The sequence below is a fragment of the Clostridium sp. DL1XJH146 genome, from assembly GCF_054819755.1.
Map to the genome: position 1 here is coordinate 47,653 of NZ_JBTVVN010000005.1, position 12,580 is coordinate 60,232.

The window sequence follows — 12,580 nt, forward strand, 5'->3', positions numbered from 1 at the left end:
TAGATATGTTAGATGATATAGATACTTCAAAAGAGATTAATCTATCTGAAGTATCCGTTACAGAGAATACAGATAATTCTTATACCGGTAGTAATAATAAAACTAATCTAATTGATCTATATTTTGGGAAATACTAATCCAAACTACGAAATACTGGTTATAATAATTCTAAAATATAATTGTTATATATAGTATATGTTACTTTTACATAAAGATAGGTTAAAACATAAAATTTTATACCATTAGAAAGATAGTCGTCCTTTGAGAATACTATCTTTTTTTGTGTTTGCTGTCATTTTATGTGAGATTTATGCTATAATAATTATAAAATTAATTTAATTTTATTAAAAAAAATACTAACTCTTAGAAGGTGCATAGATGAAAAAGAAATTGTTTGTATCTTTTGTTTTATTTTTAATTATTTGTCTATCCATATACGTATTATTTGTCGAATTTATACAACATAAAAATCCTTTAAACTCTGTTAATTCCTATAGAATATACTATCGAAAAATAAACGAAGAGATTTTACAAGATATGTGCAATAAAGATTTAGTTATTGTAGAAGGCTCATTTTTCGAAAACTCAGATGTATCTTATCTTAAAGAAAATAACACTAAAGTTATAGGCTATCTTTCCTTAATGTCAATCGGGTCTTGGGATAGTATTCTCATAGACAAGCTATCATCTTCAGATTATTTAACTGTTGATGGAGAAAAAGTTCAGAGTAAATCTAGCGAGAACTTTATTGGTGCCATTTATGAAGAGAGTTATCAATCAGCTCTACTAGAAGTATTAGATGAAAGAATTATGTCCAAAGAAATGGATGGAGTATTTTTTGATACCGTTGATTGGATTGATTATTATAAAGATGATTTAGAACTTTATTCTAAATTAAAACAAGGCTACAGTGAATTTATCACTAAAGTAGAGGAAAAATATCCTTCCATAACAATAGTACAAAATAGAGGTTTCAATGTCTATAAGGACCTAAGTTATGCTTTTATAGACGGTATTTTGTGGGAAAATTTCTCTTCTCCTTATATAGATGGCGATAGTTCCAAAATAGATAGGTTAGAAGAATTCATAAAAGTAAGTAAAAAAAATAACACTAAAGTGTTTACTATATCCTTTGATGACGAGATGGAAAGCCAAAAACTCTCTGAAGAACTAGACTTTACTCATCTACAAACAGAAATGGAAAATAGATATTCTAAATGGGATTTTTCTAATTAATAGTTTTCCCAAATAATAATTTATCTATAAGGAGCAATGCCTATGAAAATGAAATTCAGCCTAATTTTAATAATAATAAGTTTATTCTTTACTTCTTGTTCTACTAATTCTTTTAGTTCTAATACCAATTCACAAGAAAATATTATTGAGGATAATAAGGAAGTTTACACCAATGATGACGGTTCTATCGTAAAAGAAGTTTATATTACAGTACTTCCAGTTGATAAAAGCAAGGATAAATATGCATATACTTTTTCTGAGCTAAACACTTATGACCCAGATTCTAATGCAAATGAACCTGAAGTAAAGGTTTTATTTAAGGAAGGCCATGATGGAGTAATTACAACTGGTGATTATGGGTATGGACTTACAACGAGTAATGGAACTATGGAATTAAGAGGGCAATCTTCTAGACTCGCCGATTTAAAGTCTTATAAGGTTAACTTGGATGAAAATAGTCTTTGGGATGGTTTTGAAACTGTAAATCTAAACAAACACCCTTTTGATGATCTAAGAATTCGTAATAAACTAAGCTTTGATTTAATAAAATCAGTTCCAAATATAACAAGCCTGCGAACAAGCTTTATTAATGTTTATATCAAGGATCTAAGTGAAGGAAATTATGCTAATGACTTTGAAGATTTCGGTTTGTTTACGCAAATTGAAAATGTAGATACTGACTTTCTTGAAAATCACGATCTTGATAAAAAAGGTTCTCTATACAAAGTAGAAAATTTCGAATTCTATAGATATGAAGATACTTTAAAACTAAAAGATGACCCTGATTATAATGAAGAAGATTTCGAGAAAATACTAGAAATCAAAGGCAATGAAGACCACGAAAAATTACTTGAAATGCTCGATGCTGTAAACAATGATTTTATCCATATTAACGATGTGTTTGATAAATATTTCAATAGAGATAATTATCTGACTTGGCTAGCTACAAATATACTATTTGATAATTTAGATACATCAAGTAGAAACTATTTTATATACAGCCCTTCTGATTCTGACACTTGGTTTTTTCTGCCTTGGGATTATGATAAAGGTTTAGGTGGCTATAGAAGTACTAGAGCTATTTGGCAAGAAGGAGTATCAAATCATTGGGGAAATGTACTCACCAATAGATTTCTTAGAAATGAAGATAATGTTCAAGCTTTGACAGATAAAATCGAGGAAATTTCTCAAATCATTACAAAAGATAAGTTGGTAGATTTAGCAGATTTATATAAACCAATAGCTTTAGAATTCTTAAGCAGAGAGCCAGACAATGGAAATGGTGCTGTAAATATAGATGAAGTTAATTTAGAGTTTGATGCCTTAATAGAAACCCTAGACAATAACAAAGATAATTATTATGAAAGCTTAGAAAAACCAATGCCTGTTTTCATGGGTGATCCAGTAATAATAACTAACTATATTCAATTTCAATGGACAGATTCCTATGATTTTCAGGGAGATACCTTTACTTACTCAGTGGACATTAGTGATACTCCTACTTTCGATACAATTTTATATTCAGAAACTAATATAACTGAAAATGAAATAATTATTGATATGCTACCCTCTGGTACTTATTATTGGAGATTATTTATTCTGGATTCCAATGGAAATAAAATGGATGCTTTTGATATATACATTATCACTGATGATATACACCCTCACTTTGGAACAAAAATATTTTACATTAGCTAACGGATATCCACTGTCACTATTTACTTATAATTATTCAAAGGAGGTACCTATCTTTGATTAACACTAGCAAAAAATTAAGACATGAACACAAATACTTATTAGACTATGGTACTTATCTTCAAATACGAAACAACCTCCAGAAGCTAATGAAATTGGACGAGCACACCTTAGATGGAGAAGGCTATCATATCAGAAGTCTATATTTCGATGACATTGATAATTCGGCTTTGATGGAAAAATCCTCTGGTATACAGGTACGAAAAAAATATAGGATAAGAATTTATAACTATTCTCACAAAACTATAAAATTAGAAATCAAAGAGAAATACGGAGATTATACAAACAAATTAGCTTCCAAGATTTCAAAAGAAGAGTACGAGAAAATTATTAGTTCAGATATAAGTTCTCTAGCCTTTTCAAATGATAATGTTAAAGAAAAATATTACTCCGAAATACGAAATAAACTTTTAAAACCAAAGGTCATTGTCGACTATCATAGGGAAGCTTATATTCTTCCATACAATGATATTAGAATAACTTTTGATAAAAATTTATCTGCTGCAAGACCTTGCCAAAATATATTTACAGACAAGCTATATTCAAAGAGATTGCCAGAAGATTATTCCTTAATTATGGAAATAAAGTACAATAATTTCTTGCCTGGCCATATAAAAAAAATGTTAGAAGCCTATTCATTAACTAGGTTATCCGTATCTAAATATCTATTATGTAGACAAGAATTATTCAATCAAGGGAGTGATTTATAATGAATGATTTATTAAATTTTCAAGATATTATAAAGAAAAGTGTACTAGAAACTTCTTTTACAGGTACTTTTCAAATAGGCGATATATTTACTGTAATACTAATAACTTTTTTAGTAAGCTTGTATATGTTTTTCGTTTATAAAAAAAGTTTTAGTGGAATTATTTATAATCATAATTTCAACGTATCTTTAGTACTTATGGCCGTAATTACTTCAATTATTATCATGACTATTAGCTCAAACTTGGTGTTGTCACTAGGTATGGTAGGTGCCCTTAGTATTGTAAGGTTTAGAACAGCAGTAAAGGAACCTCTTGATATTATTTTTATGTTTTGGGCAATTGCTATCGGCCTAACTACTGGCGCTAGGCTTTACTCAATTTCTATAATTGGCTCAGTGCTTGTAGGCGTCATCGCTTTAGTGCTTTTGAAATTTAAAAATTCAAATAATATATATATGCTTATAATTCAATACAATGAAGATGCAAAGAAAGATGTCCTTAGAAAATTAAGTGCCTTAAATTATACAATAAAATCTAAAACTGTATCTACAGGAATAGTAGAATTAACTGTTGAGGTTAAGCTAATCGGAGCAGACACTTCTTTTGTTGAAGAAATTTCAGATATAAATGGTGTACAAAATGCTTCTCTAATTAGCTATAATGGTAGCTTTGCACAATAGGGGTGAACTAATATGGAGCTAAAAAAAATTGCATCTAGCATATTTGAGACTATTCTATTTAATGTGATTATTTATTATATTTTCTTTATATTGCAACCTAATCAAGATATTTATTTGAATCTAAATCCACATCCTTTGTTTATTTTGAGCATTATTATGGGTCTTCGGTATGGTAAAAAATTAGGAATGATTAGCGCCTGTATATCCGTAGGTTTTTTTGTCTATGTTTTTGCACAACTAAACCAAAATTTCTTCCACGTTGTAGAATATTTCGCAAATTATAAATACCCATTACTATTTTTGTGGTCTGCTCTTATTTTAGGTACTTTTAAAGATAATTATAAAGATAATCTAAAAAAACAGTCGGACGAAATTCAATTATTAAAAGAAAGTTATGAACAATTAGATAAAGATTATTTAGTCAATGAAAAAATTCAAAAGGAACTTAAAAAGCAAATCATAAGCTCTGAAGAAAGTATTATAAGCTTATACGATATTGCTTCAAAACTAGAAACTTTCCAGACAGAAGAACTTTATACTGAGACTATAGGTATTTTATCAAAGTACCTTAAAGCAACATCAATTTCTATCTACTATTACAATGAAAACAGTAACTATCTCCGTCTTAAAATAAGCTATGGCCAGAAAGTCGAAAACAGAAAAGCTCTTACTATAAGTGACTCAAAAGGCTTTAGTAATGTTGTTTTCAATGAACAAATTGTAAGGTGGCAAGATACAGATGAAGATAACTTCCCTCTTATGTCTTCTCCTCTTATTAGAAATGACAAAGTAATCGCCATTGTCAATATAGAAGATATGGACTTTGATAGGCTATCAGATTATGCTTTTCAACTATTTAAGCTTATCATGGACTGGGTAAACAAATCCATAAATCAAGCAATATACATTGATGAAATCAAAGAGTCTAAATACCTTCCAGAGACAAATTTAATGAAACCTGAATTCTTTATGACTAGAATCAAGGTAGAGAGCCGCCGCGCCGAAGAATTTGGAATGGAATTTGGACTTATAAAATATAAGGTGAAAAATTTAAATACACATGCAATCAGCGAGAGAGCTACGCAATCTATTCGTTCTGTAGATATTGTTAGCTATGACGTTACGAGCAAAATACTATCGATCTTAGTACCAGCAACACCAAAAGAAAATCTTTTTATTGTGGAAAATAGAATTTCCAAAAACTTTGGAGACAATATTACAAAAATTTAGAACATAAATCATAAATGGCAAATCATAAAACAAGAAACATAAATCACAAATAATTAAGTGTATATAGTAAATCAGAAAGAGAGGAGAGATAATTATATGAAGTATATTTCTTATGCAGCCTGTTTTTTATTATTATTAATAGATATATTAGCTTTCATTTTTCTCTTTCTTTATCCAGTGCACTTAAAGGGTGTTTTAATAGTTCATACTATAGTAGCAATACTTGCTATTATACTTATTAAAAATACTATGGATATTTTTAAAGGGGTTCCTGTATATTTGATCTTGTTTATGCCAGGACTCGGAGGAATCATCGTCTTTGGTTTATTTTTCAGTTTATCCTATTTTATGAAAGATAGTATTGTTCTTTCTGATTATGAAGCTCTAATAGAATTCAATAATACACTTGATTTTAAAGAAAAAATAAATTATGACAAAGAAATTCGAACTATGAGTTTCTTAGACATGCTTGATGTTTTAGGTTCCTATGAAAAAAAGCAATTAATTATTGATTCTGAAATTTTTGAATACAACGGAAAAGTAAAATTACTCCAAAAAGGACTCTCTGATAAAGATACCGAGGTTCAACATTACTCAGCTACACTTTTAAATGATAAGGAAAATGAATTTACAAATAGAATTAATTATTTAAGAGAAGAATACAACCTGGAAAAAAATAATTTAATCTTAGAAACTTTATCAAATACCTATAAAAAATATATTACTTCAGACTTGATAGGCGGCGAAGTACTCTATATTTTTAATAGAGAATATATTGAAACCCTACAAATGTTATTGAAAATAAAAGAGGATAATCTCGATTTTCTAAATGACTTAGTTAGGGCTTATATCAGAAGTAATGACTTTGAAATGGCTGATAAAACCAATACCTATTTATTAGAAAAGCATCCAAATAGCCCTGAGGGCCTACTAAATAGATTGCATATTTCTTATGAAAAAGATCCACTTACTAAGTTTACTCACTTAATTAAATCTCTAACCGAAGAAGAAATAAATTCTAGCAAGAAAATAGAAAGCTTAGTTTCATTCTGGCTGAAAAAAGGGGTGGAAACATGATTGTATGTCTTTTTACTGAAGGGTCCTACCCTTACGTAACAGGTGGAGTATCTAGTTGGGTCCACCAATATATTTCCTCATCACCTCATATAAAATTTAAAATTTTTTCTATAATGCCCTCAAAAGCAGAAGAAATAAAATACCGCTATGAGATACCTAGAAATGTTATTGAAATAAAAACTATATTTTTAAATGATTATACGGACATAAAACATAGAGTATTTAAAAAAAATCCTAGACTTTCCAAACAAGAAAAAGAGGATATTATTAATTTACTTCAAATGAATGATGATATCAATTGGAAACGAGTTATTTCTCTATTTACTAAAGGCCGAAAAATTGGTAGTGCTATTGATTTCCTTCAAAGTTACGATTTTTGGAATTTAGCAATTGAATACTATAATGAGGATTTCGAAGATGAGAGCTTTAATAACTACTTTTGGACCTTGAGAAGTATGCTTGTACCTTTTATTTATCTATTGCAACAAGAACCTCTAGAAGCTGATATATACCATTCTGTGTCTACTGGCTATGCCGGTATTGTGGCTACTTCCTTTGCTTCTAGGACAGGAAAACCATTTTTGTTATCTGAACATGGAATTTACTGTAGAGAAAGAGAAGAAGAACTTTTAAAGGCTAAATGGGTTACAGGTATTTACAAGAAATTCTGGATTGACTTCTTCTATGCTATATCCATTGCAGCATATAATGAAGCCGAGCTTATAACTTCTTTATACTACAGAAATAGAGATATGCAGATAGATTTGGGGGCTTCTCCTGATAAAACAAGAATTGTTCCTAATGGCGTAGATTTTTTAAAATTTAGAAAACCTAAAGAAGCTCATGAAGGATTAAATATCGGTGCTGTTCTAAGAATAGTTCCCATTAAAGATGTTATGACCTTAATAAAGTCTTTTAAAATTGTTAAAGAAGAACTAAAAGATGTGAAACTTCACTTAATTGGTCCTACAGATGAAGACCCTGATTATTATGACCAATGTGTTAAATTAGTAAATTTATTCAAACTCAAAGAGGATATTATTTTTACAGGTAGAGTAGATGTTAGTGAGTATTTAAGGAAAATAGACGTCCTTACTCTTACTTCAATATCAGAAGGACAACCCTTGGTAATACTAGAGGGTATGGCTGCTGGAATACCTACCGTTGCAACGAATGTTGGTAGTTGCATGGAAATGCTAGAGAAAAATAAATTTGAAGGGGCTTGCGGTCTAATAACAAAACTGGCCTCGCCAAATGATACAGCCTCAGCTCTTATTAAATTACTAGAAAATCCAAAACTGAGAAATGAAATGGCAGAAAATGGTGTAAGGCGAGTTCAAAGAGCCTACAACAAGAAAAATGTAGTAGACAGTTTTAATAATTTTTATGATATCCTACACACAAATTATTGTTGGACTAAAAATGGAAGTCGTAGTCGAAAACAAAGCAATAATAAATCGTCTTCCTACAGAAAAGTTCGTAAACATAGAGTATCTACTTAAAATAAGGAGTTGAGTGCTTAAATGGCTGGAATAGGATTTGAATTAAAAAGAATGTTTAAAGATGATACTTTTACAAATAGAAGTAAAGCCTATTTGTACTCAGCTTTAGTATCAGCAGGCCCATGGATTTCTAGTGTAATCACTGTAAATCTTCTACTTTTTATTATGGAATTTAATAATGTAGGTGCCACTAACAAAGATCTATTCTCAGGAACCATTGTGTATAGCTTTGTTTTTTCTCAAATTTTAACTGCACCTTGGCAATTTCTTATAACTAGATATATATCAGATAAGCTTTATACTAAAGATTATAAATATATACGGCCTTCGTTTATTGGTTTAAACAAAATAGTATTTTTTCTTTCCTTTTTTGTATCAATATTTTTTTACTGGAATAAACCTCTACCACTATACTATAAAATAATGGCAATATACGTGTTTTTGATTATATCAATGATTTGGATTTTGATGGTTTATTTAAGTGCTGTTAAGAATTATGAACTAATAGCTAAAGCATACATTATAGGTGGCTCCATCACTTTTATACTGGCTTTTTATTTGCTATATAATCCTATTAATTTCACTGAATTTATCCCAGCTTCAAATTTATTATTTTCATATTTAGTAGGTATTAGTTTTACCTTTATTATGCTTATCTACAATTTTTTATCTACTTTTTACTTTGGAAATAATTATCAATATGATTTTTTAAGATATTTAAGCAAATATAGTAGTCTATTCTTTATAGGTTTATTTTATACTCTTGGCCTTTGGTCAGACAATATTCTTATGTGGTTTAGTGAAGTTGGAATGGTTATTTTAGATACTTATCATTTTTCACCATTGTATGATAATGCAGTTTTTTTAGCTTACCTTACAATTATACCAACTATGGTTTTATTCTTAGTTATAGTTGAAACAGACTTTTATAGTTACTATAAGAATTACTTCGGTCTTGCCAATAAGAGAGGAACTTTAAAAGAAATTAAACTAGCAGAACATAAAATGGTAGGTGTATTGTACAATCATCTTATATATACCTTTGAAGTTCAAGCTCTAATATCTATAACTATAATATTACTTGCGAAACCTATTTTTAAATTTCTGAATTTTAATACTATACTAAGAAACATTTTTAGAGTAACTTCTTTTGGAACTCTTTTTAATATTTTTATTCTTTTGATAATTTTGGTGCTTCTCTATTTTGAAGTACGAAAAAGAGCTTTTTTAGTTTCATTTTTGTTCTTTATCTTCAATACTATATTTACTCTATTCTTCAGAAATAAAGGGATACAGTATTATGGCTATGGTTTTGTAATGGGAACATTTATTACCTTTTGTATAGGTGCTATTATTCTCTCTAGATTCACAAAGAAAATAAGCTATAATACCTTTGCCCTGCAGCCTCTATATGCGAAAAAAGAAAAAGGAATTTTTGCATTTATAGCTGACAGCTTAAACTTTTACAATGAAATTCAAGAAAGTAACAGCAAGATTATATTCTCTTTATTTAAAATAAGAAAAGGTCGAAAAAAGAAAAAGAATACACTCAGTGCTAGACGAAATAGACAAAAAATACAAGAGAAAAAGAAACTTAGAAAACAAAAACGAAAAAGCAGAAAAATTGCTACTAGCTATGAGCATTAGCTAGGGGATATGCTTTAGAGATAGTACACAACAAAAGGTCAGTCTTTTCATTAAGGCTGGCCTTTTATATTTATATTAAACTTTCATATTATCTTTTTCAATAAAGAATAAGCGTAAAGTGATACCCTTAATTAATTGTACTCATATAACCATATAGTTTATATGACAAATATATATTAACCATTCTATCCATGTCTGAAAAATCAATATTAGTCAGATTTATTATTTTTTGAATTCTATATCTAGCTGTATTTCTATGAATAAAAAGCTCATTTGCCATTTTTTCAATATTTTTATCATTCTTCAAATATACATAAAGGGCATTATAAAGCTCTGTATTTTTCAAACTATCATATTCCTTTAAACAAATCACTATAGGATCGCAAAAATCTTTATAGTTATCCTTATCATAATTCTCTAAAAGTACATCATAAAATTGAATATCAGAATAAAACATAATTACTTTATCTTTCATCATTGTATTTCTAAAATTTACAGCTTTTACTGCCTGCTTGTAGTATTTTTTACATTGAAATATATCTGAAAACTCCCTACTTATCCCCATATAAATCTTATTTTCCACTAAAAAAGTTTTAACTTCCTCTAAAAATTCCTCGCTACTTTTATTATCTTCTTTGTCATTAATAACAACAATATTATCCTTATAATAAATTAATATGGAATTAGAAAACAACATAGTAATATTTTCCTTTAAGTAGCCAAATCTCTTATCTAACTCATTGTACTTTGAAATATCAAGCACTAAAACTGTTAGCTTGTCTCCAAATTTCAAGCTTTGACTCATACATATTTCTCTGTGTACCCTTACTCTATTAGATTTATCTTCAAGAAAATTATAAATAAATTCTTCATATTTAGACTCCCTTGAATTAATATAAAATCTATTTTTTTTCAATTCCTCACCAATAACTCTACTTACAACCTTCAATAACACTTTATTTTTATAGCGTATATTTTCATTATCTTCTAATAAAATAACATTTGCCACGTGTTTGTTATTTATTTTCACCTTTGAAATTAGCTTTAAAGTAGGTGATTCTCCACTAGAAACTTCATAAATGGCATTACCTTTTCTACCTTCTTGCACACTTTTCATATTCTTAACGGCAACAATGAATTCATAAGAACAATACCCCTGTTTTATATTCTCAAGCCAGAATTCATCCTTAATCTTATTAATATTTGAATGACCCAAAACCTTGTAACTCAAATCTATTAGTACAAGTGGATTATTAATCATAGCAGACGCCGTTTCAAGAATAATATTTAACCCCTTATTCTCCATGTACACCCCAAATAAAATAGAAGTATATTTTTCTATCTCCATATTTCTCGTCAAATAGTTCTTGGCCATAGTATAAACTTCAAAAATATCTTCTTGCTTTTCTAGTTCAATAATATTTAAATCATTGACAAAAAAATCTTCAACAAAAATATTTCTATCATTAATAAGAAGCAAATTTACCCCTTTGATATTTTTAGCTCCGTCAGGTAACTGTGAGGTTTATACAATATAAATAATATTTTTTGAAAAATTCCTCCCATTCATATTAAAATTTTTAATGTCTTCTATAAACGTATTTTCATCATTATTTGTATAAATTTTCACAGTCTTTTGTGAAAAATAGTTCGCTAACTCTTTAAAGGTATTTCCCATTTTCATCACCCTTTACAATTATAGTGCACTATGCACAATTCAGTCAATTATTTTAGTATAAAAATACATTTATAATATTGTTTACTAGTGATATATTTAATAAACAGGGATATTTCTTTGTTGTTTACACTGTAAACCTTTTTATAATAAGTTAATATTTTATCAATAATATATCAGTAATTCACAAATATAAACACGGAGGTAATAATCATGGAAAATTTATTTGATTTAACAGGCAAAGTAGCAATAGTAACAGGTGCATCTAGTGGTATAGGCGCTCAATTTGCAAAAGCTTACGCAGCACAAGGTGCAAGTGTAGCTATTCTTGCAAGAAGAATTGAAAAATTAGAAGGCTTAGCTAAAGAAATCGAAGCAGAAGGTGGAATTGCCTTTCCTGTAAAATGTGACGTTACAAAAGAGGATGAAATAATAGAAGCTGTCGATAAAGTCATCGCTAAATTCGGTAAAATAGACATATTAATGAATAATGCAGGTACCGCTTCAAAAGGTTCTGTAGAAGAACTAGATGAAAATGAATGGGATAGAGTTATGAATTTGAATGTAAAAAGTATTTTCTTAGTATCAAAACATGTTGTTAAACATATGAAAGAAAATAAATATGGAAAAATTATTAATATAGCTTCTATTCTTGGTTTTGTAGGATCTAAAGATTCTCCACTTCATGCTTATAATGCTTCAAAAGGTGCTGTAGTCAACTTAACAAGAGGTATGGGTACTTCATTAGTAAAAGATGGAATAACTGTTAATGCAATTGGTCCAAGTCTTTTCAAAACAGAAATGACTGAAAAAACTTTGTACACAGATGATTATGTAAGAGGATATAATTTCATTTGTCCAGCAGGAAGACCTGGAAATCCTGGAGAATTAAATGGTGCAGCAATTTACTTTGCTTCAGATGCCTCTAGCTATACTACAGGACAAATTCTATATGTAGACGGTGGTTGGACATCAATTTAGATATAAATTTAATTAATCTATAAAATTTAATTTTTAAAAATATAGATAGTACTTTTTACAGTACTATCTTATTTTTCTGTAAGGAGT

Annotated in this window: 11 protein-coding genes; 10 read left to right on the forward strand and 1 reads right to left on the reverse strand. The window is 28.8% G+C overall.

The window, feature by feature from the left end:
* Positions 1-5: 5 nt before the first annotated feature.
* The 9 genes from ACVHXK_RS03920 to pelG all read left to right on the forward strand — a co-directional run bounded on the left by ACVHXK_RS03920 (position 6) and on the right by pelG (position 9,837).
* The gene (locus ACVHXK_RS03920; protein WP_461205056.1) at positions 6-137 is read left to right on the forward strand and encodes a hypothetical protein; all 132 of its coding nucleotides are present in this window, start codon (positions 6-8) and stop codon (positions 135-137) included.
* A 241-nt stretch (positions 138-378) separates the two neighbouring features.
* Entirely contained in the window at positions 379-1,236 is an 858-nt protein-coding gene (locus ACVHXK_RS03925; protein WP_461205057.1) for an endo alpha-1,4 polygalactosaminidase, read from the forward strand.
* Between the two features lie 42 nt (positions 1,237-1,278).
* Positions 1,279-2,934 carry a CotH kinase family protein gene (locus ACVHXK_RS03930; protein WP_461205058.1) on the forward strand — a complete coding sequence of 552 codons (1,656 nt, stop codon included), beginning with the start codon at positions 1,279-1,281 and terminating at the stop codon, positions 2,932-2,934.
* A 53-nt stretch (positions 2,935-2,987) separates the two neighbouring features.
* Positions 2,988-3,701 carry a polyphosphate polymerase domain-containing protein gene (locus tag ACVHXK_RS03935; protein ID WP_461205059.1) on the forward strand — a complete coding sequence of 238 codons (714 nt, stop codon included), beginning with the start codon at positions 2,988-2,990 and terminating at the stop codon, positions 3,699-3,701.
* Positions 3,701-4,381: a DUF4956 domain-containing protein gene (locus ACVHXK_RS03940; RefSeq protein ID WP_461205060.1), complete on the forward strand. Its 681-nt coding sequence runs from the start codon at positions 3,701-3,703 to the stop codon at positions 4,379-4,381. The genes ACVHXK_RS03935 and ACVHXK_RS03940 overlap by 1 nt, the downstream gene beginning before the upstream one ends.
* Before the next feature lie 12 nt (positions 4,382-4,393).
* Positions 4,394-5,611: a GAF domain-containing protein gene (locus ACVHXK_RS03945; RefSeq protein ID WP_461205061.1), complete on the forward strand. Its 1,218-nt coding sequence runs from the start codon at positions 4,394-4,396 to the stop codon at positions 5,609-5,611.
* Between the two features lie 96 nt (positions 5,612-5,707).
* Entirely contained in the window at positions 5,708-6,688 is a 981-nt protein-coding gene (locus tag ACVHXK_RS03950) for a hypothetical protein (protein ID WP_461205062.1), read from the forward strand.
* Positions 6,685-8,190: a GT4 family glycosyltransferase PelF gene (pelF, locus tag ACVHXK_RS03955; RefSeq protein WP_461205063.1), complete on the forward strand. Its 1,506-nt coding sequence runs from the start codon at positions 6,685-6,687 to the stop codon at positions 8,188-8,190. The genes ACVHXK_RS03950 and pelF overlap by 4 nt, the downstream gene beginning before the upstream one ends.
* A gap of 21 nt (positions 8,191-8,211) precedes the next feature.
* Positions 8,212-9,837: an exopolysaccharide Pel transporter PelG gene (gene pelG, locus ACVHXK_RS03960; protein WP_461205064.1), complete on the forward strand. Its 1,626-nt coding sequence runs from the start codon at positions 8,212-8,214 to the stop codon at positions 9,835-9,837.
* A gap of 127 nt (positions 9,838-9,964) precedes the next feature.
* Here pelG and ACVHXK_RS03965 read toward each other — a convergent pair whose 3' ends face one another.
* Positions 9,965-11,317, reverse strand: a complete 1,353-nt coding sequence (locus ACVHXK_RS03965) for a PucR family transcriptional regulator (protein WP_461205065.1) — start codon at positions 11,315-11,317, stop codon at positions 9,965-9,967.
* A gap of 408 nt (positions 11,318-11,725) precedes the next feature.
* On the opposite strand from ACVHXK_RS03965, the gene ACVHXK_RS03970 reads away from it, so the two are divergent.
* Complete coding sequence (locus ACVHXK_RS03970; RefSeq protein ID WP_461205066.1) at positions 11,726-12,493, forward strand: SDR family NAD(P)-dependent oxidoreductase; 768 nt, start codon at positions 11,726-11,728, stop codon at positions 12,491-12,493.
* Positions 12,494-12,580: the final 87 nt, after the last annotated feature.

Bases quoted from the DNA above. Each gene is read 5' to 3' on its own strand.
- ACVHXK_RS03920 (WP_461205056.1), top strand. From the start codon at position 6: ATGTTAGATGATATAGATACTTCAAAAGAGATTAATCTATCTGAAGTA.
- ACVHXK_RS03925 (WP_461205057.1), top strand. From the start codon at position 379: ATGAAAAAGAAATTGTTTGTATCTTTTGTTTTATTTTTAATTATTTGT.
- ACVHXK_RS03930 (WP_461205058.1), top strand. From the start codon at position 1,279: ATGAAAATGAAATTCAGCCTAATTTTAATAATAATAAGTTTATTCTTT.
- ACVHXK_RS03940 (WP_461205060.1), top strand. From the start codon at position 3,701: ATGAATGATTTATTAAATTTTCAAGATATTATAAAGAAAAGTGTACTA.
- ACVHXK_RS03945 (WP_461205061.1), top strand. From the start codon at position 4,394: ATGGAGCTAAAAAAAATTGCATCTAGCATATTTGAGACTATTCTATTT.
- ACVHXK_RS03950 (WP_461205062.1), top strand. From the start codon at position 5,708: ATGAAGTATATTTCTTATGCAGCCTGTTTTTTATTATTATTAATAGAT.
- pelF (WP_461205063.1), top strand. From the start codon at position 6,685: ATGATTGTATGTCTTTTTACTGAAGGGTCCTACCCTTACGTAACAGGT.
- pelG (WP_461205064.1), top strand. From the start codon at position 8,212: ATGGCTGGAATAGGATTTGAATTAAAAAGAATGTTTAAAGATGATACT.
- ACVHXK_RS03970 (WP_461205066.1), top strand. From the start codon at position 11,726: ATGGAAAATTTATTTGATTTAACAGGCAAAGTAGCAATAGTAACAGGT.